The sequence below is a fragment of the Geomonas azotofigens genome, assembly GCF_018919395.1.
Lineage (GTDB): Bacteria > Desulfobacterota > Desulfuromonadia > Geobacterales > Geobacteraceae > Geomonas > Geomonas azotofigens.
Genome location: NZ_JAHLME010000001.1, coordinates 351,049 through 371,406 on the forward strand (window position 1 = coordinate 351,049; position 20,358 = coordinate 371,406).

Annotated in this window: 17 protein-coding genes; 9 read left to right on the forward strand and 8 right to left on the reverse strand. The window is 59.2% G+C overall.

Annotation, left to right across the window (positions count from 1 at the left end; translation table 11 throughout):
- The first annotated feature begins 146 nt into the window (after nucleotides 1-146).
- Both KOL99_RS01570 and KOL99_RS01575 read left to right on the forward strand, forming a co-directional pair.
- Complete coding sequence (locus KOL99_RS01570; protein ID WP_216508743.1) at nucleotides 147-521, forward strand: hypothetical protein; 375 nt, start codon at nucleotides 147-149, stop codon at nucleotides 519-521.
- A gap of 90 nt (nucleotides 522-611) precedes the next feature.
- The gene (locus KOL99_RS01575) at nucleotides 612-1,019 is read left to right on the forward strand and encodes a bacteriohemerythrin (RefSeq protein ID WP_216508744.1); all 408 of its coding nucleotides are present in this window, start codon (nucleotides 612-614) and stop codon (nucleotides 1,017-1,019) included.
- 65 nt (nucleotides 1,020-1,084) lie between these two features.
- Here the strand turns inward: KOL99_RS01575 and KOL99_RS01580 are convergent, their stop codons facing one another.
- From KOL99_RS01580 to KOL99_RS01600, 5 genes are all read right to left on the reverse strand, one after another.
- Nucleotides 1,085-1,534: a YbhB/YbcL family Raf kinase inhibitor-like protein gene (locus tag KOL99_RS01580; RefSeq protein ID WP_216508745.1), complete on the reverse strand. Its 450-nt coding sequence runs from the start codon at nucleotides 1,532-1,534 to the stop codon at nucleotides 1,085-1,087.
- Nucleotides 1,535-1,585: 51 nt separating this feature from the next.
- The gene (locus tag KOL99_RS01585; protein ID WP_216508746.1) at nucleotides 1,586-2,779 is read right to left on the reverse strand and encodes a hypothetical protein; all 1,194 of its coding nucleotides are present in this window, start codon (nucleotides 2,777-2,779) and stop codon (nucleotides 1,586-1,588) included.
- 64 nt (nucleotides 2,780-2,843) lie between these two features.
- Nucleotides 2,844-3,269: a four-helix bundle copper-binding protein gene (locus KOL99_RS01590; RefSeq protein WP_216508747.1), complete on the reverse strand. Its 426-nt coding sequence runs from the start codon at nucleotides 3,267-3,269 to the stop codon at nucleotides 2,844-2,846.
- Between the two features lie 92 nt (nucleotides 3,270-3,361).
- Nucleotides 3,362-3,910 (reverse strand): MerR family transcriptional regulator, encoded by a 549-nt coding sequence (locus tag KOL99_RS01595; protein ID WP_216508748.1) that lies wholly within the window; start codon nucleotides 3,908-3,910, stop codon nucleotides 3,362-3,364.
- Nucleotides 3,911-3,959: 49 nt separating this feature from the next.
- Nucleotides 3,960-4,142 carry a MerR family transcriptional regulator gene (locus tag KOL99_RS01600; protein WP_216508749.1) on the reverse strand — a complete coding sequence of 61 codons (183 nt, stop codon included), beginning with the start codon at nucleotides 4,140-4,142 and terminating at the stop codon, nucleotides 3,960-3,962.
- Nucleotides 4,143-4,176: 34 nt separating this feature from the next.
- On the opposite strand from KOL99_RS01600, the gene radC reads away from it, so the two are divergent.
- The 7 genes from radC to KOL99_RS01635 all read left to right on the forward strand — a co-directional run bounded on the left by radC (nucleotide 4,177) and on the right by KOL99_RS01635 (nucleotide 15,930).
- On the forward strand, nucleotides 4,177-5,088 hold the full coding sequence (radC, locus tag KOL99_RS01605; protein WP_216508750.1) for a RadC family protein: 912 nt from the start codon (nucleotides 4,177-4,179) through the stop codon (nucleotides 5,086-5,088).
- Between the two features lie 63 nt (nucleotides 5,089-5,151).
- On the forward strand, nucleotides 5,152-7,221 hold the full coding sequence (locus KOL99_RS01610) for a type I restriction-modification system subunit M (protein ID WP_216508751.1): 2,070 nt from the start codon (nucleotides 5,152-5,154) through the stop codon (nucleotides 7,219-7,221).
- Nucleotides 7,218-8,411 (forward strand): restriction endonuclease subunit S, encoded by a 1,194-nt coding sequence (locus KOL99_RS01615; RefSeq protein WP_216508752.1) that lies wholly within the window; start codon nucleotides 7,218-7,220, stop codon nucleotides 8,409-8,411. The genes KOL99_RS01610 and KOL99_RS01615 overlap by 4 nt, the downstream gene beginning before the upstream one ends.
- Nucleotides 8,412-8,422: 11 nt before the next feature.
- Nucleotides 8,423-11,653: a type I restriction endonuclease subunit R gene (locus KOL99_RS01620; RefSeq protein WP_216508753.1), complete on the forward strand. Its 3,231-nt coding sequence runs from the start codon at nucleotides 8,423-8,425 to the stop codon at nucleotides 11,651-11,653.
- A 31-nt stretch (nucleotides 11,654-11,684) separates the two neighbouring features.
- Complete coding sequence (locus KOL99_RS01625) at nucleotides 11,685-13,184, forward strand: ATP-binding protein (RefSeq protein ID WP_216508754.1); 1,500 nt, start codon at nucleotides 11,685-11,687, stop codon at nucleotides 13,182-13,184.
- 296 nt (nucleotides 13,185-13,480) lie between these two features.
- Nucleotides 13,481-14,362, forward strand: coding sequence for a DUF362 domain-containing protein (locus KOL99_RS01630; protein ID WP_216508755.1), 882 nt, complete (start codon nucleotides 13,481-13,483; stop codon nucleotides 14,360-14,362).
- Nucleotides 14,359-15,930 (forward strand): 4Fe-4S binding protein, encoded by a 1,572-nt coding sequence (locus tag KOL99_RS01635; protein ID WP_216508756.1) that lies wholly within the window; start codon nucleotides 14,359-14,361, stop codon nucleotides 15,928-15,930. The genes KOL99_RS01630 and KOL99_RS01635 overlap by 4 nt, the downstream gene beginning before the upstream one ends.
- A 17-nt stretch (nucleotides 15,931-15,947) precedes the next feature.
- Here the strand turns inward: KOL99_RS01635 and KOL99_RS01640 are convergent, their stop codons facing one another.
- Genes KOL99_RS01640 through KOL99_RS01650 form a run of 3 tightly spaced genes read right to left on the reverse strand, consistent with a single transcriptional unit; the run spans nucleotide 15,948 to nucleotide 20,191 of the window.
- Complete coding sequence (locus tag KOL99_RS01640; protein WP_216508757.1) at nucleotides 15,948-18,584, reverse strand: hybrid sensor histidine kinase/response regulator; 2,637 nt, start codon at nucleotides 18,582-18,584, stop codon at nucleotides 15,948-15,950.
- A gap of 16 nt (nucleotides 18,585-18,600) precedes the next feature.
- The gene (locus KOL99_RS01645; protein ID WP_216508758.1) at nucleotides 18,601-19,368 is read right to left on the reverse strand and encodes a substrate-binding periplasmic protein; all 768 of its coding nucleotides are present in this window, start codon (nucleotides 19,366-19,368) and stop codon (nucleotides 18,601-18,603) included.
- A gap of 25 nt (nucleotides 19,369-19,393) precedes the next feature.
- A complete protein-coding gene (locus KOL99_RS01650; protein WP_216508759.1) occupies nucleotides 19,394-20,191 on the reverse strand; it encodes a substrate-binding periplasmic protein in 798 nt (265 codons plus the stop codon).
- Nucleotides 20,192-20,358: the final 167 nt, after the last annotated feature.

The window sequence follows — 20,358 nt, forward strand, 5'->3', positions numbered from 1 at the left end:
AACTCACTTTAGCCATCATGGTACGGAAGTCAAGGTGCCGCCCCGCGCCCCGCCATCGCGCCGAAAAAACGACCCCGGATATTGAGGAACTGCGCGGCGCTGTTAAGATAAGCTGCGTCGTAATCTCCGACAAAAGGAGCGAACCCATGAACGGCGACAAACTGGCACGACTGGCGGATCTCCCCCTCAACTACCGGGAGGACCAGCGGGGCAACCTGGACCCGCAGGTCAGACAGTTGAACCTGAAGCTTGGGCTCCAATCGGCCCTTGATCTGCTGGGCGACCCGAGCGCCGCGCTGCTGATTGGGGGTGCGCTCGGCCTGCTCTACAAGCGGAAGTACCTTTTCGCCTCACTGCTGGTGGGGGGGGTGGCGCTGCGGCGGGCCCTGTCGCGCTCCGGCGCCGGGACCGGCGACCAGGGGGAGGCCGCGCGCAGAAGAAGGGAGATCGAGTTCGAGCGGCGCGCCCTCAAGGCACAACGGGGAGACTACGGACAACTGGAAGTGATCGCCTTCAAGTAACGGCGACAAAAACAACTGCAGTTTTAAACGGTTTCTGCCGATGAATGTGAGTGAGCGGTTTATTCATGACAGTTGCAGCTGGAGTAACCAATGATGCTGGTAGAGTGGGACGATACGCTGATCCTGGGAATGGCGCAAATAGATGAACATCATCACAAGCTGGTCGACATCCTGAACCGCTGTTACCGGGCGCTGATGCTGCATGACCACAGCCACGAGCTCGAGGGGGTGGTGGCGGAGCTGCTCGACTACACCCAGTACCATTTCCGTACCGAGGAGGAGCTGATGGCGCAGTCTCATTACGCCGCAGCGCCCTCGCACGCCGCCGCCCACCGCAAGTTCATCAACTCCGTCACCAACTTCAAGGACCGCTCCGACGCCGGCGAATCCTTCGTGGCCATCGATGTCCTGGTGTTCCTCAAGGACTGGCTGGTCGGGCACATCCAGAACACCGACCGGGCCTTCGCGAACTTCCTCAACGATCGGGCCGGATCGTGAACCAAAAAAGGCACCCGGCCCTGTGACAGCGGCCGGGCGCCCACGTCCCTTCTCTTCCTCTGCCCCTACCCCCCGCCGTAGAGCCCGGTAAGCGACGCCTCCGCCAGGATGTGGTCCTGCATGGCCACGTCCAGCTGCCCTTTGCTTGCGGTCCCCGCCAGGTCGAGGGTGGTGTCCAGCGCGTAGAGCCGGAAGATATAGCGGTGGCTCCCCGAGGGAGGGCAGGGCCCGCCGTACTGGTTATGCCCCCAGCTGTTCTTGCCGATCACCACCTCGCGGGGCTCGGCCTGTTCCACAAGCGACGTCACCCTGGGACCGATGTTCCAGAGAATCCAGTGCACCCACAGCCCGTTCGGCGCGTCCGGGTCCTCCATGACCAGCGCCAGCGACTTGGTGCCGGCCGGGACGTTCTCGAACCTCAGCTCGGGGTTCATGTTGTCGCCATCGCAGGTGTACCTGGCGGGAATGCGCCCGTTGTCCTTGAAGGCCGGGCTGGTCAACCGCATCTTTTCCATGAGTTACCCCCTTGTCCTAGGTGCCGGCGCCTGGCGCGCCGGCACGCCTCGTCATCGCTCCATCGTCCGCGTCATCGCGGCGACCTTCACCTCGATCACCAGGTCGTCCACCAGGGCGAACTGCTCGGATGCCGCGCCCACCGGCCGCAACAGCTCCACGGACCATTGCCCCTCGTTCACCGGCCTTCCCACCGGGCTCGCGTTCAGGTGGGTCGCCATGCCGCAAAACTCGGAGCGGCGCACGGAGCGGCGATTCTCCACCCGCCCCAACAGGATCGGGGGCAGCTCCCGCTGGTCGACCTCAACCCGTTGTCCCCCCCGGAGATAGTAGGCCGCCTCGGGGAGCCTCACCAACGCAGACCAGGGGACCCCGCCCGCCTCGCCCAGCAGCGATGCGCTCACCCCCCGGAAGCGGCAGTTCTCGACACCCTGGAACAGTTCGGCCGGGATCTGTAGCCGCACCGAGAAGCTGTCCCGGGCGTGGCGCAACTGCCCCCAAGCGTTGCGGTTCATCAGCGCGCGAACCGAAAAGGCGCGGGTGAAGGACTGCTCCCCCTGCTGGTAGAGCGCGAGCCATTCCAGCGCGTTCCTGGTCCAGATTATGTTGCTGGCCAGGGAGGCGCCCAGGGTCTCCGACCAGGAACTGAGCGGCGAGGCGACCTCGTAGCCGAAGATGCGCCGCAATCCCTCCTCCGCCACCGCGACCCGGTTCAGCCCTTCCTCGTAGTCCCGGCACAGGTGCCGAAGCACCAGGTCGCGCTGCTCGTCGAGCGCCAGAGGTCCTCCCGGGGCGGTCAGGTCCCTGCGACGCCGGATCGACTCCCCGCGCAGTTCGAGCATGCTCGTTACGGCGACCGGTTCCGCCGCCACGGCCGCCGGCTGGGGAGCGTTCTCTTCGGTTGCGGCCCGCGCCGCTCCGTCGCCCTCCTCCTGCGCTGTTTCCTCCTGGGGCTGCTCCCGCGTCTCGGGAGGCTCCGGTTCCGGGGCTGGCTCCTCCTCCGCCGGTTCCTCTCCTGCCACCCGTCGCCGGTCCAGTTCCAGCTCCTGCTCCAGGATCTCCAGGTCGTGGCTCAATTCCTGCCAGGCCCGGTCCAGCGCGGCATATTCCCTGAATTCGGCCACGGCGCGCGCCAGCAGCCCCTCCGCCTGCTCCAGCAGCACCTCGACATGGCGCGGCTCGAAACGTGCGGCCAGCATTTCCGGATCAGGTCGATAGGCAACGACGTTACAGGCCAGCTTGCTCATGTGCAGCCTCCTGGTCTTGGCCCCGGTTACCAACGGGGGCGGCCCGAGCCGCCCCCGCCTCCCGTTACAGGAACGTGGTCCTGGTCCCCTCGGACAGACGCGAGATCAGGTCCTGGCAGATCTTCTCGCAGTTCTGGCAGGTGGCCCGGCAGATACGGCAGTGCTGGTGCATTTCGGAATGGACCTCGCACTCCTGCATGCACAGGCGGCAGGCGACGGCGCAGCTCTCGAGCTGGGTCCTGAACAGTTGGGGGACGGGATCGGTCTGGCGGGAGAGGATGCGGGCGGTGGTCTGGCAGATATCGGCGCAATCGAGGTTGAGCCGAATGCACTTGGTGAGGTTCTGCACCGACTGTTCGCCCAGGCAGGCATCGGCGCAGCTGGTGCAGACGTCGGCGCATTCTACGAGCGAGCTGATGCACTCGGTGATGGCGGTGACATCCATGGTGAGTTTCCTGGGATGGGCGGCGAACATTTCCGAAGTCTTCATGTCGTGTCTCCTTTGTTGTTGGTGGCCGGAAAAACAACTAGCACATTCTAACCACCAGCATGGAGATTTCAACGCGCAGCGGGCGGAAGTTGCTATCCCTCCCGGACCGCCCCCTCCTTTCCGCCGGCCGCCGACCACGCCCTGATGGCCTGCGCCTCCTGCTCCCCGATCCCCAGGCTGAGGAGGAAGGAGTGGTGCGCCTGGGGAGCCCGCCGCTCGAACTCGGCGTGCCACGTTTCCATGGCCTCGTCGTCCATGCCCGCGGCACGAAGCATCGCCACCCAGGTCTCCTTGTCCACGCTCTCCGGAAGTTCCCCCCCCGACTGCACGCGAAGCATCCGGGCCAGGAGGTGCTGCTGGGCCTGGAGGGCGCGGATCTGGTCGCCGATGACGGCAAGCCGCTTCCTGAGCACCGACTGTTCCCCCTCACCCGACGCCAGGAGCACCCGGGTCTCCTCGATGGAGAGCCCCGCCTTGCGGAAGGAGACGATGGCGGCCAGGCGCTCGAGGTCCCTCTCGGAATAGAGGCGGTAACCCGCGCCGCTGCGGCCGGACGGGGAGAGGAGCCCCTCCTGGTCATAGTAGATGAGCGTGCTGCGGGAGAGGCCGAACTTCGCGGCCAGTTGACTTACGCGGTACATGAATCCTCCTGCGAAGGAAGCGGCCCCGGGCGGACCCGGGGCCGCGAGGTCAGGCGTGATGCTTGCGGATGGCGGCGATGCGCTCGGCGGGAAGCCCCAGCCACTCAAGGAACTCCTGGTGTCCCTCCGGGTTCTCCCGCTCGAACAGACGGTGCCACTGTTCCATGGCCGCGTCGTCCAGTCCTATCGCCCGGAACCGGGCCGTCCACTCCTCTACTGTCACCTTGCTCATAGTCGTCTCCTTGTGCTGTTAGTGGGTCATGGCCATGACAGCAGGAATACTAAACCGTGAAGCTGTAGACGGGTCAATAGAAAATCACGAGATAACAGATGAAGCCGATGTCTTAACGATTAAAGGCGCCCTCTCCCTGTCAAAGAACTGGAAAAACCATGAAATCTCTGGTATCTTTCAACGATTTCTAACAAAGCGTCGAGCGTTTGAGGGGCATTTGAATCACCAGGGGGGACGGCAAAAAATCATGCCTAATGACAACCTCCATTGTGGCCATAGGATACGACTGAGAAAGCGTTTTGTCGAAGAAGGCCTTGACGGTTTTGATGACCATCAGGTTCTCGAACTCCTCTTGTCTTATGCCATACCCCGTGGAGATACCAACCCTACAGCTCATCGGCTGATCAGTCGTTTTGGGTCCTTATCGGCAGCTTTGGAGGCAGATCCTAAAGATGTTGCCAGGGTCGAAGGGATTGGAGAGAATGCAGCTGTTCTTCTTTCGATGATTCCACAGGTGACCCGCCGCTACTTCCACGACCGGGTTCACAGCAATCATCCCAAACTCAGCACTCCCGAGGTCGTGGCTGAGTACCTCATCCCCCTTATGGCCGGTCGACGCGAGGAGGTCTTTTATGTCCTCTGTCTTGACACCCAATGCCGCGTCGAATATGCGGCAATCGTCAGCGAAGGCACGCTGAAAGAAGCGGCGGTTTACCCGCGGCATGTGGTGGAACAAGCTATCAGGCACCAGGCCGCGTCCGTGATCCTTGCGCATAATCATCCTGCGGGCACGACAAAGCCGTCGCAGCAGGACCACCAACTCACTCGTTTGCTGGTTCAAGCACTTGGTCCGCTGGATATCAAGGTGCTGGACCACATTATTGTCGCTGGTGAAGAAACATTCAGCTTTGCTAGGGAAGGAGTGCTTCCCGACTATGAACCATAACAGCTATACCTAAAGAAGCAGCCTTAGAAGAGGACTGAAAACGAATAAAGGAATGGATCTTTAATGACCACCGCAGACCTGAAACAACTGGAAGCAGACCTCTGGCGCAGTGCCGATACATTGCGCGCGAACTCCGATTTGAAAGCATCCGAATATTCCACCCCCGTACTGGGGTTAATATTTCTCAAGTTTGCAGACAGCAAGTTCCGCAACCACGAAAAAGAAATCTTGGCGGAGTACGCCAAAGTCAAGGGGACGAGGCGGGAGAAGCCCATATCAGAAATCGCCATTGAGAAGTGCGGCTTTTACCTACCGGACCATGCTCGTTACGAGTATCTGCTGCGCCTGCCCGAGGAACAGGACATTGCCAAGGCGATCAAAAAGGCAATGGAGGCGATTGAGGAGTACAAGCCGGAGCTGAAGGGTGTCCTACCGATGGACGAATACTTTCGGCTGACCCGCACAGACAAGAGCATCCCAAAGCAACTCCTTAAAAACTTTGCCGATATCCCGCGGAACGCCAGCGGCGACATGTTCGGCCAAATCTACGAATACTTCCTGGGCAACTTCGCGATGTCCGAGGGACAGGGTGGGGGGGAGTTCTTTACCCCGAGATCTGTGGTACGGCTGATGGTGGAGATCATCGAGCCGCACCAAGGCACCGTCTACGATCCAGCCTGCGGTTCCGGCGGCATGTTCGTCCAGTCCGCCAATTTCATCGAGCGGCATCGCCATGAGATGAAAAAGGGCGACGGCGACATCTTCGTCTATGGCCAGGAAAAGACCCTCGAAACGGTCAAACTGGCCCGGATGAACCTTGCAGTCAACGGCCTGCGTGGCGAGGTCAAGCAGGCTAACACCTACTACGAAGACCCCTTCAACAGCTTCGGCAAATTTGACTATGTTCTTGCCAATCCTCCCTTCAACGTGGATGACGTGAGCCTCTCCAGCATAGAGAAGGACAAGCGCTTCAACACGTACGGCATACCGCGCAACAAATCGAAGGCGAAAAAGAGTGAACAAGGGAAGGAGACGGTACCCAACGGGAACTACCTGTGGATCAATCTCTTTGCAACTTCTCTCAAGCCGGGTGGCCGGGCGGCTCTCGTCATGGCTAACTCCGCCTCGGACGCCCGCCACTCAGAGGCCGACATTCGCCAGACGCTGATCGAGAAGAACTTGATCTACGGCATGCTGACCCTGCCGTCGAACATGTTTTATACCGTTACGCTGCCGGCCACCCTCTGGTTCTTCGACAAGGCAAAGAAGGACAAGAACATCCTTTTTATCGATGCTCGCAACATATTTACGCAGATAGACCGGGCACACCGGGAGTTTTCCGAGGAACAGATTCAGAACATCGCCATGATCAGCCACCTGCACCGGGGCGAACGCCACAAGTTCGTCAGCCTGATCGACGACTATTTCATCCTCGGGATCCAGAAGCTGGCAGAGAACAAGGCCAGTGTAGAGCCGGTTTCCGCCCAGATCCTGCAGGTTCTTGATGACGCGGCGGGCAAGCAGGCCGTGGGGGGACTGGTTAAACAGTGGGCCGGATTGAAGGAGCTGAAGGCAAAGCACGACCAATATGCAAAAGCCTTCGCCAAAGAAGCGGACATCAAGAAGAAAAACAAGGCCCAGCATCAGTTGCGCGAAGCATTCGACCCGTTCTTTGTCGCGTTGCATGAAGGATTGAAGAAACTGGACAAGGTTGTTCGCCAACATGAGAAACAACAGGCTGACGATGCCAAGGCCGAAGGCAAGCGGGGGACTGCCGATCGCAAACTAAAAGCGCTGAAGGACGCGCTGGGGGCGCTACATGAGGAGGTAAAAAATGCGGAGAGCTTCTTCCGTCACATACACTGGCTGCAAGAGCGCTTTCCCAAAGCAGAATATGAAGATGTCACCGGTCTATGCAAGCTGGCCTCCCTGGCAGAAGTGAAAGAACAGGATTACTCCCTCAATCCCGGGCGGTATGTGGGAGTGGTAATCGAGGAGGATGGAAAGACCGAGGAAGAATTCACCAACGAGTTAGTTGCTATGCAGGAAGAACTGGCAGAGTTGAATGAGGCCGCGCGGTGTATTGAGAAACTGATGGCCCAGAATGTGCGGCTGTTGGTGGGGGACGTATGAGTATTTGGCCTATACTTCCCCTTGGATCTAAAGTTAAATTTCTTTCAGGTGGTACTCCGCGTAAAGATGAACCCAAGTACTGGAACGGAAATATCCCATGGGTTAGTTCTGCTGAGATGGTTCAGCGGCGAATCAATAGTACTCAATTGCATGTTACGGAAGATGGCGCCACAAATGGAAGCAGGCTAATAGCGGCCAATACGGTCCTCGTTGTGGTAAGAGGAATGTCGTTAGCGAATGAATTCCGGGTCGCTATTTGTAGACGAGACTTGACGTTCAATCAAGACTTAAAAGCGTTAGTCCCTCTGAAAGGGTTAGATCCGACCTTTCTGTTTTATTACCTATTGTCGCAGAACAATGCGATACGGGATTCTGCTTCAGAGGCTGCACACGGAACTAAAAAACTGGATATGCCCGTCTTGGAGCAATGGCCTCTGCCATTTCCACCACAGCCAATCCAGAAAAAAATCTCCGCTGTTCTCTCTGCATACGATGACCTGATCGAGAACAACAAGCGCCGCATTGCCCTGCTGGAAAAGATGGCCGAGGAGATATATCGCGAATGGTTTGTGCGTTTGCGGTTTCCGGGGCATGAGGCGGTTAAGGTCGTCAAGGGGGTGCCGGAGGGGTGGGATCAGAAGCGCTTTGACGAGTTCTGCACACTCCAGCGTGGTTATGATCTTCCTGATTCGCAAGTAGAGCCTGGCCCTTACCCGGTTGTGGCTTCAACCTCGATCAAAGCCTTCCATAATCAGTTCAAGGTCAGGCCCCCCGTTGTCACAACAGGTAGATCGGGCAGCCTGGGAACGGTGCTGTTTTTGGCAGAAAATGCATGGCCATTGAATACGTGCCTGTATGTTAAGAACTTCCATGGCAATTCTCCATATCTGGTTTATTACACCCTGAAGAACATGGGGCTGGAGAACTTTAATGCAGGGGCGGGAGTGCCCTCTTTGAATCGAAATCATCTTGGCGGCATAAGGTTGGCTGTTCCTGCAGAACCGCTGCAAAACCAATTTGACAAGATCATTGCGCCGATTTTTCAACAAAAAAGACTGCTGCAGCAAGCAATCTTGACTTTGGAGAAAACACGAGATTCCTTGTTGCCCCGTCTCATCTCCGGCAAGGTATCGGTCGAGAACCTAAACATCCAATTTCCACCCAGCATGAAGGACGAAGCCACCATCTAAAGGAACCGCCTATGCCCAACTTCATCTCCGAAGACGCAATCGAAAAGGCCATTCTGAAACTGCTGCATGAGCAATTCGGCTACGATTTGCTCAATTGTTACACGAGCGATGCGAATGACCTGAACGACCGATCGGGGCGGCGCGACAAGCGTGAGGTGATCTTAGGGGAAAGGCTGAAGGAGGCTGCGCTCCGGCTCAATCCAGAAATTCCTGTAAGTGCAATTGAAGAGGCGCTTGCAAAGCTGACAAACAAACGCCAAGCCATGTCACCTATCGCTGCCAATCGTGAGATCGACAGCCTGATCCGCGACGGCATCCCGGTGGAGTTCGAGAACGCCAAAGGGAAAAAAGAACAGGAACGGGTCCGGGTGATCGACTTTGGCACCCCGAAAAACAACAGGTTCCTGGCGGTCTCCCAGCTTTGGATCAAAGGGGACCGTGGCTTCCGGCGAACGGACATCCTTTTGTACATTAACGGCATTCCGCTGGTCTTCATCGAACTGAAAAACTCCAATGTCAAACTGAAAACTGCCTACGATGACAATCTCACCACCTATCGTCACGAGATCCCCCAACTCTTCCTCTTCAACGCCTTCTGCGTCCTCTCAAATGCCATTGAGACGAAAGTGGGGAGCATCACCGCTGGGTGGGAATTCTTTTTCAAGTGGTTGCGCGTTAAGGATGAAAAGGAAAAGGTCGACCGGAAGAAGATAGAGCAGGAAGGCACCAGCCTGGAACTCGCCATGGCGGGACTGTGCGCACCGATAAAGCTTCTGGACTACCTGGAAAACTTTATCCTCTATCACAAGGAAACACAGAAGGTCATCGCCCAGAACCATCAGTTCATCGGCGTCAACAACGCCTTTGATGCGTTCACTAAGCGCGAAGGAAAGCAGGGCAAGCTAGGCGTCTTCTGGCATACCCAGGGGTCCGGCAAGAGCTTTTCCATGATCTTCTACGCCAGAAAGATCTTCAGGAAGGTTCCCGGCAACTTCACCTTTGCCGTCATTACGGACCGGGATGACCTCGATGGTCAGATCTATCGTAACTTTCTCAACACCAACACCGTGCAGCAACACGAGGCCGCTCGCCCAAAAAACAGTGAAGAGATGCGCAAGTTCTTGGGGCAGAACAAGCGGCTGATTTTCACCCTCATCCAGAAGTTCCGATACGACAAAGGCAAAGAGTATCCGGTCCTTTCCGCCAGTCCCGACATCATCGTCATCGTCGACGAGGCCCACCGTTCCCAGTACCGCACCTTTGCCGAAAACATGCGCAAGGGCCTTCCCAACGCCCAATACCTTGCTTTCACAGGTACGCCGCTCCTGGGACGTGAACGCAAGACCAACGCATGGTTCGGAAATTACGTCAGCGAGTACAATTTCCAACAATCCATGGAGGAAGGAGCTACCGTCCCGCTCTTTTATGAGAAACGGGTGCCGGAGGTGCTGATCCAGAATGAGTCGCTGAGCGATGAGTTTTACGAGATCCTGGAGGACGAGAACCTCGATGAGGCCCAGCAGGCCAAGTTGGAGAAAAAGTTCGCCCAAGAAATAGAGGTCATAAAGCGGGATGACCGGTTGGAGAAAATCGCGCAGGACATTGTCTTCCACTTCCCGCGGCGCGGCTATCTCGGCAAGGCAATGGTTATCTCTTTGGACAAATTCACCGCCGTGAAGATGTTTGACAAGGTGCAGCATTACTGGAAGGAGGAGTTGAGGCGCCTGGTAGGAGAGATCAAAAGAACACCCGACGACATCAAAAAGGCACGCCTCAAGCGCATGGTGGATTACATGCGAGCCGTGGAAATGGCGGTGATTATCAGCGAGGAAGCCGGCGAGGAGGAAAAATTCAAGGCCGCCAAGCTTGATGTTAAGCCGCATCGTGATCGGATGAACGCGCTGGACCAGCATGGTCATGATGTCGAGTACAACTTCAAAGACCCGTCCCACCCGCTGCAACTGGTCTTTGTCTGCGCCATGTGGCTAACCGGTTTCGATGCCCCGACCGTCTCCACGCTGTACCTCGACAAGCCGATGAAGGATCATACCCTGATGCAGACCATCGCTCGCGCCAACCGGGTCACTTCTTGCCAAATCAACGGGGTAAGCAAGACCAATGGCGAGATCATCGATTACTACAACGTTTTCCGCAACATGAAGAAGGCGCTCAAGGACTATGCTCAGGGAGAGGAAGGACTCGACAAGCCGCCTGTCATGGAAAAGAAAGAGCTGTTTCTGCTCCTGGACCAGGCGATTGAACACGGTATGGCCTTTTGCCGCGAAAAGGAAATAGACCTTGCCGAAGTCATGGGGCGGAAGGAGATATTTAAAAACATCGGCCACTTCAACAGCTTTGCCGACACCCTTCTGGGAAATGATGAATGGCGCAAGGCATTTAACGTGTATGAAAACACTATCACCTCGCTCTACGAGGCCTCCAAACCTGAGATTCTTGGGCAACCGGCTGTACGTTCTGTTGCCGTGTTCCAGTATCTGCGGGGAGTGATCGACAGCATCATTCAGCAAGGGGACATCGACAACATAAGTCTTCGCATAGGAGAATTACTCGATGAAAGCGTAGTGGTGGAAAACGCCAAGAAGTTCGGCGTAGAGCAAGACGTGTCGGAATATCAGATCGTGCAGAAGGGAAAAGTCTGGGATCTCAGCAAGATCAACTTTCAAAAGCTACAAGAAGATTTCCGGAAGACACCATACAAAAACATCGAGATCGCTGACATGCTGGCCTTCGTACAGCACAAGTTGGAACTGATGCTCCAGCAGAACGCAACCCGTACCGACTTCGCCCAACGCCTCCAGCAGATCATCGACACCTACAATGCCGGTGGGACGTCGAATGAGAACTACTTTGAAGAGCTTATGAGATTCACGCAGGAAATGAAGGAAGAGGACGAGCGGGCCACAAGGGAAGGCCTGACCGAGGATGAACTGGAGTTGTTCGACCTCATCAAGAAGGACTCCATGACTAAAGCCGAAGAACAAAAAGTCAAACTTGCTGCCAAGGCCCTGTTGCATCGCTTACTTGAAGAGCAGCCGAAGGTTCTGGTGCAGGACTGGTTCAAGGACTCGCAGACGCAAAAACAGGTCCGTGGCGCGGTGGAGCAGGTGTTGGACAACAAGCTCCCCGACAGCTACGATCGCGTTCTGTTCAAGGTGAAGTGCGACGCCGTCTTCGAGACGATGCTGACCTATGCGACCAGCGGAATGAAGTGGGCCGCGTAACGATGCTTAGTGTTACCGAGGAGAATGAAGTATGACGACCGACCGCAGACCGGAATACCTTGTCAGCCTGGCACAGGAACTGCGCAAGCTTCCCAGGGAAACCGAGTGGATCGAGTTCAAGGTAAACAACGACGACCCGCAAATGATCGGGGAGTACATCTCTGCCTTGGCTAACTCTGCCGCGCTTTGCGGCAAAGCATTAGCCTATCTGGTGTGGGGTATAGAAGATGGCACCCATGAGGTAACAGGAACATCTTTCGTCCCGGCAACATCCAAGGTCGGCAACGAAGAACTTGAAAATTGGCTGCTGCGGCTACTCGCCCCCAAGATACACTTCCGATTCTATGACGTTTCTATCGATGACAAGACTGTCGTGGTACTGGAAATCGAACGTGCCTTCCGCCACCCTGTACAGTTTCAGGGTAACGAGTTCATCCGGATTGGCTCGTACAAGAAAAGATTGAAGGAGTATCCGGAAAAGGAGCGGGCGCTTTGGCGGATATTCGACCATACCCCCTTCGAGGACGGTATCGCTGTTGAACGAGTTTCCAGCGAAGACGTGTTGCGGCTGCTGGATTATCCCTCCTATTTCGACCTTATGAAACGCCCTTTGCCGGAGGCCCGGGATGGCATTTTAAATGCCTTGGCCGACGAGGAGTTGATTGTGAAGGCGGAAGCGGGGGGCTGGAACATCAACAATCTGGGGGCCATTCTCTTTGCCAAGCGGCTGTCCGATTTCAGATCGCTGAAACGCAAGGCCATGCGCGTTATCATCTACCGCGGGAACAGTCGGGTAGAAACCATAAAGGAGCAGACGGGTGGCAAAGGGTACGCCAGCGGGTTTGAGGGACTCATTGATTACATCAACGGCTTGCTCCCATCCAATGAGGTGATTGAACAGGCGTTACGAAAATCAGTCCCTATGTATCCGGAGCTTGCTGTGCGAGAGTTGGTGGCAAATGCACTGATCCATCAAGATCTCTTTGCCACAGGTGCTGGTCCCATGGTTGAGATATTTGACGATCGCATGGAAATCAGCAACCCCGGCATACCGTTGGTTGACCCTAACCGCTTCCTGGATACACCTCCCAAATCCAGGAACGAATCTTTGGCATCCATTCTGCGGCGGATCGGAATATGCGAAGAACGCGGAAGCGGAGTGGACAAGGTGGTATCCCAAATGGAATATTACCAGCTACCTGCTCCTATCTTCGAAGTAACTGGCGATACCACCAGGGTCGTCTTGTTTGCGCATCGCCCTCTCACCAAGATGGACCAAGCAGACAGAATACGTGCTTGCTATCAGCACGCATGCCTCAAATATGTAAACCGTGAATACTTAACCAACACTTCTGTGCGCCAGCGGTTCGGCATTGAACCTCATAATACGGCGACAGCATCACGACTAATCAAGGAAGCTGTTGATGCAGGAGCCATCTTTCCATATGACACTGCTGCTGCGCCGAAATTGATGAAATATATGCCTTGGTGGGCGGTGCCTGAGAAGAAGGAAGACCGTTCGGTTACTTGATACGCCTACCATCTTCAGCGCCCACCTTATGCCCCACAGATTATTACCCATGCGGATACGGGCACTTATACATCTGGAGCCTACTTGATGGGTACTTGATTAAATCTTTCACACCTAAAGAAAAGTTTGGGTCAATCACCAGTAATAAAATGCCGCCTGCCTCCAATACTGACGCATCTGAGTTCCGAGAACGGGGGCCTCTTCGCGATTTTACGCAACCGCCGTTGCATTACCGGCACCCGTTCCTATAATGAGACCTGGCGCTGCAGCGCTCACATCTTTGCCGGGAGGTATCCATGGAAAGACGGCAGTTCATCAAGATACTGGGCATGTCATCTCTATTCCTGCATGGCTGGCTGCGCAACCTCTCCGCGGCGCAAGGGCCCGTGGTGGCGGTGGCACAGGGGACCGACCACGCCGGCATCACCCGCAAGGCGCTCCTGGCACTGGGGGGCATGCAACGCTTCGTGAAACCGGGCCAGACCGTGGTGGTGAAGCCGAACATCGGCTGGGACCGCACCCCCGAGTATGCGGCCACCACCAATCCCGTGGTGGTAAAGACTTTGGTGGAGGAGTGCCTGAAGGCGGGCGCGAAAAAGGTGAAGGTATTCGACCGCACCTGCAACGACCCGCGGCGCTGCTACGCCTCCAGCGGCATCGAAGCGGCCCTCAAGGGGATGAAGAACGTCGAGGTGAAGCACATCGAGGAGGAGCGCTTCAAGAAGGTCGCCCTGAACGGCAAGGTGCTCAAGGAGTGGGAACTCTACGGCGAGGCGGTCTCCGCCGACGTCTACATCAACGTCCCGGTCGCAAAACACCACGGCCTGAGCCGCCTGACCCTCGGCATGAAGAACGTGATGGGGATCATGGGGGGCAACCGCGGCTCCATACACAAGAACATCGACCAGGCGCTCGCCGACGTGAACGCCTCCTTCCGCCCCCAGCTCACCCTGATCGACGCCACCAGGATCCTCACCGCGCACGGCCCGCAAGGGGGGAACCTCGCCGACGTGAAGGTCCTGAACCAGGTGATCGCCTCCACCGACATCGTCGCCGCCGATGCCTATGCCACCACGCTCTTCGGCCTCAAACCCGCCGATATCGCCGTGACCCGTGCCGCCTACCAGCGCGGGCTGGGCGAGATGGACCTCGACAAAATGAGGATCGTCCGGGTGTGAAAAAGGTAACCTCCGCCCGCATCTCTCAGCTTTTATTCCTCGCACTGTTCCTGGTCCTGTTCCTGATGACCGAGTACCGGGGGAGCGACCGCATCGTGGCCGCGGTGAACGGCTTTTTCCGCGCCAACCCGCTCACCGCCGCCAGCACCATGCTGGCGACGAAAGCGTACCTGCCGCTGCTCCTGCCCGGCCTGCTCGTTCTCGTCGGCGCCCTGTTCCTCGGGCGCTTCTTCTGCGGCTGGATCTGCCCGCTGGGCACCGTCCTCGACCTCGTCACCGGCAGGATCCGCAAGGTTGGCGCCATCCGCGCCCTCACCGGGCGCGCCAAGTATTGGCTGCTCCTGCCGCTTTTGACGGCCTCACTGCTCGGGGTGAACCTGGCCGGCCTGCTGGACCCGATCGCGCTCCTGCTGCGCGCCCTCACTTTCTTCTTTCACCCGTTGTTCGGGGACACCGTGCGCGGCGGCTGGCGCTCGCTGTACGGCCTCATGGGGGATCGGCGCGATCTCCTCGACCCCGGCTACCGCCTGCTGCGCGACTACCTGCTTCCTTTCCGCGAGAGCCTCTACCCGCTCGCCTTTCTCTCCGCCGTTCTGTTCATGCTGATCCTTTTCCTGGAACGCTACGAACGGCGCGCCTGGTGCCGCCGCCTCTGCCCCCTGGGGACGCTGCTCGGGGTGGTTTCCCGTTTCGGTCCGCTGCGTCGCGTGCCCGGCAAGATCTGCGCCGACTGCCAGGCCTGCCGCGAGCACTGCCCAACCTCCTTCGATCAGGAACTCCTGCAAACGGAGGAGTGCATCCTCTGCATGGAGTGCTCCCTGCGTTGCCCGTCGCGGCGGGTCCGCTTCCGGTTTGCCGGGCCGCGCCCACAGGTCGGTCCGGCAATGGAGCGGCGCGTGTTTCTCGGGGGGCTCTTCGGAGGCGTGATGCTGGCCAAGGGGTTCCGCTTTCGGGAACCGGCCGCGCAGGCGAAGCTCTTGCGTCCACCCGGGGTGCGAGACGAGGACGAGTTCCTGAAAAAGTGCGTGCGCTGCGGCGAGTGCATGAAGGTCTGCCTGAGAAGCGCCCTTTATCCCGCCTTCTTCCAGGCCGGTGCGGAAGGGCTCTACACGCCGCTACTGGTGCCGCGCCTTGGCTACTGCGAGTACAACTGCACCCTCTGCGGCCAGGTCTGCCCCACCGGGGCCATTCCCGATCTCCCCAAAGAGGAGAAGCAGCGCCAGGTGATCGGCAAGGCGGTCTTCGACAAGAACCACTGCCTCCCCTTCGCCAAGAGGATCGACTGCATCGTCTGCGAGGAGCATTGCCCCATCCCGGGGAAGGCGATCCGCTCCGAGCGGGTCGGGCTGACCGGCTTCGACGGGGTGAAGAGAACCGTGCAGCAGCCCTACGTCGTGGATGAACTCTGCAACGGCTGCGGCATCTGCGAGAACGTCTGCCCGTTGGAAGGAAAGGCCGCCATCGAGGTGTTCCGGGTCAAGGACCGGACGCCGCTCAAGGCTCCCGCCGGCGGCGCGCCCGCTCCGGGCGGTCCCGATGCCGACCCGTATGCGGGAGGAGGCGCGTAACCCTTGGATGCTGCCGATCAGGCGGCGGGACCGTCGAGCACCTCGCGCACCTTGCCGGCCAGATCCGCGAGGGAGAACGGCTTCTGCAGGAAATTGATGCCCGGATCCAGGACGCCCCGCTCCGCTATGACCTCGGCGGTGTACCCGGAGACGAAGATCACCTTCAGAGCCGGGCAACGGGACTTCATCTTTTCCGACAGGTCGCGTCCGTTCATCTCCGGCATGACCAGGTCCGTGATCAGGAGTTGCAACCGGCCGCTATGCTCATCGGCGAGGGCGAGGGCAGCCCCGGGGCTGCTGGCATCGAGCACCCGGTATCCCAGCCCTCTGAGCATCGAACTGGCGAGGGCAAGGATTTCCGGTTCGTCCTCCACCAGCAGGATCGTCTCATCCCCACCCCGCACCTCCTGCCGCACCGCCTCCTGGCGGGGTTCCTCCTGCTCGAAGTGGCGCGGCAGACAGATTGAGAATGTGCTCCCCTTCCCCGGCTCGCTATAGACGTTGATGAATCCGTTGTTCTGCCTGACGATGCCGTAGACCGTGGAAAGGCCGAGGCCGGTCCCCTCGCCGACCGCCTTGGTGGTGAAGAAGGGCTCGAAGATGTGGCTCACGGTCTCCTTGTCCATGCCGCTGCCGTCGTCGCTCACCGAGAGCACCACGTACTCCCCCGGTACGGCATCGACGTGGGTCCCCGCGTATCCGGCGGCGACGGTCCGGTTGGCGGTCTCGATGGTGATGGTTCCGACCCCGCCGATGGCGTCGCGCGCGTTCACGCAGAGGTTGGCCAGAACCTGGTCCAACTGGCTCGGGTCCATCTTGATGTGCCAAAGCTGGGGCGCCGGATGCCAGGCCAGGTGCACCTCCTCGGTGATCAGGCGTTGCAGCATCTTCAGGGTCCCGGCAATGGCGTCGTTCAGGTCGAGCGCTTTCGGGGCGATGGTCTGCTTCCTGGCGAAGCCGAGCAGCTGCTTGGTGAGGTTGGCGGAGCGGTTTCCGGCGTTGCGGATCTGCTCCAGGTTGCCGTAAATCTCGTGGGCAGGCGACAGCTTCATCAGGGCCATCTCCGCGTGCCCGAGGATCACCGTGAGCATGTTGTTGAAGTCATGGGCCACACCCCCGGCCAGCCTGCCGATCGATTCCATCTTCTGCGCCTGGTGCAGCTGCTCCTCAAGCCTATCCTTCTCCTCCTCGGCCCGCCTTTGCTCGGTAATGTCCTCGCCTGCGCTCAACAGGCCGACGATCTCCCCCCGCTCGTCCCTGAGCAGGGCGTTGTGCCAGGCGATCAGCGCCACCGCGCCTGCCTTGGTCAGTACGGGATCGACCTGGTACTCGATATTATCCACCTCCCCGGCCATGACCCGGCCATAGGTCTCCCGGGCATAGCGCCCCTCCTCCCGGGGGTTGCAGGTCTCGAACCAGGGCCGTCCGATCAGCTCCTCCTCCCGGTACCCCAAAAGCTGGCACGCCTTGCGGTTCACCGTGGTGATCCTTCCCTGCCGGTCCAGCGCCACGATCAGGGCCTCCACCGTGTCCAGGTACCTCTGCGCCCGGTCGCGCTCGTGGCGCAGTTCGTCTTCCATCTTCCTGCGCTCGGTGACGTCGTGCCCGACGCCGAGCACCCCGACCAGCCGTCCCTCCATGTCGTACATGGGGGTCTTGATCGTGTCCACCAGGAGCCTCTCACCATCCGCCAGGTGCAGGGTCTCGTCGTATCTGGTGGGGCCTCCCGCCTCGATGGCCCTGCGATCGTAGGTGCGGAAGAAGTCGGCGGTCTCCCGGTCGACGAAGTCGTAGTCGGTCTTCCCCACGATGTCGCGCTCGGCCGCCCCGAAGAAACGCTCGAACATCTTGTTGCAGGAAAGGTAGACCCCCTCGGCATCCTTCAGCCAGAGCAGGTCGGGGAGGGTGTCGATCACGGTCCTAAACCGCTTCTCGCTCTCGCTGTAGCGGCGCGCCTCCTGTTGCAGTTCCCGGAAGCGCCCGTCCAGCATCGATACCATCTTGGCCATGGAAGCGCGCAGCACCTCCATCTCCCCCCCGAAGGTAAGACCGGAGAGGGTGGTGGACGATGCCGCTCCGGCGCCGCTTACCTCGACCGCGTACGACTGCAGAAGCCGCAGCGGGTTCAGCACGATCCGTTTGAGGATCCAGTAAAGCCCCAGTACCAGCACCAGGTCCAGCAGCAGGATGCTGGCGGCGAAGTAAAAGGTCGCGGTCCGCAGTTCCTGCTCCAGAAAGCGGGTGGTGGCGGAGATGGTCATGGTGCCCACCGGGGCGTCTCCGTAGTAGATCTGCTCCTGCAGCACGATGTCGGTATCCTTTTGTACCGGCGGCCAGTTCACCGCCTCCCACCGCTCACCGCGACTGCGCGCCGCCAAAACCGGCCCCGCCTGCACCACGATGCCGGAGAGGTAACCGTTTTTCATCCCGCCGTCCAGCACCTTGTCGAGCTGGGCGTTGTCGAAGTTCCACAGTGCCGAGGCGATTGCCGGCGCCAGTTGCTCGGCATCCGTCTTCACCCCCTGCCGCAGCTTCCCCATCTCCCGGTCGCGAAAGATCATCATCGCGGAGGCCGCGAAGATGGTCAGGAGGACCGTGGCCACGGCCACCAGGGTGGCCGTGATCCGGAAGGAAAGGGACGTACTGCGTGGCATCGTGAACCTCCGGGGGCTAGGGTACGGGATGGGACTGCATGTACTTCTCCAGGAGCTTGTCGGCGGTGCCGTCCCGCTCCAGCTCTTCCAGCCGCCTGCTCACCTCGTCCACCAGCGAGGCGCAGGGGGATTTCCTGCTGAAGGCGAAATAGATACTCCTGCTGGTCACCGGGGTGTCGAGGCTCACGATCCTGCCGTTTCCGATCCGGTCCAGGTAGTAGGCGCCCGGGTACTTCCCGGTTATGAAGTAATCCACGTGCCCCGCGTCGAGGCGCCTCAGGTTCTCCACCACGGTGTTGGCTTCCTTGATGTCGAGCTCCTTGCGCCGGTAGCGGTCGAACTCCGCCCCGAAACTGTCACCCAGGCTGATGGCCCCCTTGTGCCCCTTGAGGTCCTGCCAGGAGCGGACCGGGAATATCCTGTCCTTGCGCACGAACACCACGGCGGGGTTTGGGAAGGAACGGTGCCCGGTGAAGACCAGGTACTTCTCGCGCTCCGGCGTCTTGCGCAGGCTCACCACCAGATCGATCCTACCCTGCCCGGCCAGGTAAAGCACCCGCTTCCAGGGGTACACCACCGGGCGCGCCGTCACCCCCTTGGGGAGTGCCAGGGACAGCAGTTCGATGCTCGCCCCCTGGAACCCCTCCTTCCCCGCAGCCCAGTGGAAGGGAGGGTACTGGGGGTTGGCGGAGTAGACGAGGCTCGTGCAGGCGGCGGGGCCCGCCCAAGCCAGGGCGGGCTGGAGCAGTCCGGTCAGGACCAGGCAGCCCTTCAGCATTGACATCATGGCTCCCTCCTCGCGGATGTGGTCAGCTCCCCTCCATGTAGCGCTTCAGGTGCTTTTTCAAAAGTTTCTGGGGCACCCCTTTGGCATCGAGTTCGCGCAGCCTTTTGCTCACGTGCTCCGCCAGCGGCGCGCAGGGTGACTTTCTGCTGAAACCGAAATGGATGTCCTGGTTCGAGATGGCGGGGAGGACCGGAACTATCTCGTGGCTGGTCGGATGTTTGGATAGGAAGGCCTGACCGGCGTAGAGGCTCGTGACGAAGTAGTCGATCCTCCCGCTGTCCAGCTTCTGGTAGTTCTCCTGCATGCTCGGGGCCTCCTCCATGTGCAGGTTGCCGCGCCAGTACTGGTCGAAACCGCCCCCGAAGGTGTCCCCCGCGCTCATCCCCCCCTTGAGGCCGGCGAGGTCCTTCCACTGGCTGTAGGGAAAATTGCGGTCCTTGCGCTTGAAGAGCACGATCGGGTTGGGAAAGGCGCGATGCGAGGTGAAGACGAGGTAGCGCTCCCGCTCCGGCGTGATGCGCAGGCTGACCAGGAGGTCGATCTGTCCGCTTTCGGCAAGGAACATGGAACGTTTCCACGGGAAGAGCGCCGGCTTGGCCGACACCCCCGGCGGCAGCACCATGTTCAGCAGTTCGATGCTGGCACCGTCGAAGCTCCTGCCGTCGGTACTCCAGTCGTAAGGGGGATACTGCGGGTTGGTGGAGTAGACCACGGTCCGGCAGGCGGCCGGGACCGCAGGCTTTTCGGCCGCGCCGGATGCAACGGCTGGCGCGAGAAGAAGCGCGAGAGCTGCCAGAATTTTTTTGCTCCTTGCCGTCATACGACCCTTTCAATGGCAGAGAAACACTCTGCAGTGTGCGGCTGCACTGTTTTTCTAAGAAGTTACGCGATATAACATATCACATTTATGTAGCAGGCGATTGTCGGCACAAGCCTTTCTACCATAAGGATTATCGAATCGTGACGAGACAATGATCCTACGTCCAG

Coding starts and splice junctions, on each gene's coding strand:
- KOL99_RS01570 (WP_216508743.1), top strand. CDS start 147: ATGAACGGCGACAAACTGGCACGACTGGCGGATCTCCCCCTCAACTAC.
- KOL99_RS01575 (WP_216508744.1), top strand. CDS start 612: ATGATGCTGGTAGAGTGGGACGATACGCTGATCCTGGGAATGGCGCAA.
- KOL99_RS01580 (WP_216508745.1), bottom strand. CDS start 1,534: ATGGAAAAGATGCGGTTGACCAGCCCGGCCTTCAAGGACAACGGGCGC.
- KOL99_RS01585 (WP_216508746.1), bottom strand. CDS start 2,779: ATGAGCAAGCTGGCCTGTAACGTCGTTGCCTATCGACCTGATCCGGAA.
- KOL99_RS01590 (WP_216508747.1), bottom strand. CDS start 3,269: ATGAAGACTTCGGAAATGTTCGCCGCCCATCCCAGGAAACTCACCATG.
- KOL99_RS01595 (WP_216508748.1), bottom strand. CDS start 3,910: ATGTACCGCGTAAGTCAACTGGCCGCGAAGTTCGGCCTCTCCCGCAGC.
- KOL99_RS01600 (WP_216508749.1), bottom strand. CDS start 4,142: ATGAGCAAGGTGACAGTAGAGGAGTGGACGGCCCGGTTCCGGGCGATA.
- radC (WP_216508750.1), top strand. CDS start 4,177: ATGACAGCAGGAATACTAAACCGTGAAGCTGTAGACGGGTCAATAGAA.
- KOL99_RS01610 (WP_216508751.1), top strand. CDS start 5,152: ATGACCACCGCAGACCTGAAACAACTGGAAGCAGACCTCTGGCGCAGT.
- KOL99_RS01615 (WP_216508752.1), top strand. CDS start 7,218: ATGAGTATTTGGCCTATACTTCCCCTTGGATCTAAAGTTAAATTTCTT.
- KOL99_RS01620 (WP_216508753.1), top strand. CDS start 8,423: ATGCCCAACTTCATCTCCGAAGACGCAATCGAAAAGGCCATTCTGAAA.
- KOL99_RS01625 (WP_216508754.1), top strand. CDS start 11,685: ATGACGACCGACCGCAGACCGGAATACCTTGTCAGCCTGGCACAGGAA.
- KOL99_RS01630 (WP_216508755.1), top strand. CDS start 13,481: ATGGAAAGACGGCAGTTCATCAAGATACTGGGCATGTCATCTCTATTC.
- KOL99_RS01640 (WP_216508757.1), bottom strand. CDS start 18,584: ATGCCACGCAGTACGTCCCTTTCCTTCCGGATCACGGCCACCCTGGTG.
- KOL99_RS01645 (WP_216508758.1), bottom strand. CDS start 19,368: ATGTCAATGCTGAAGGGCTGCCTGGTCCTGACCGGACTGCTCCAGCCC.
- KOL99_RS01650 (WP_216508759.1), bottom strand. CDS start 20,191: ATGACGGCAAGGAGCAAAAAAATTCTGGCAGCTCTCGCGCTTCTTCTC.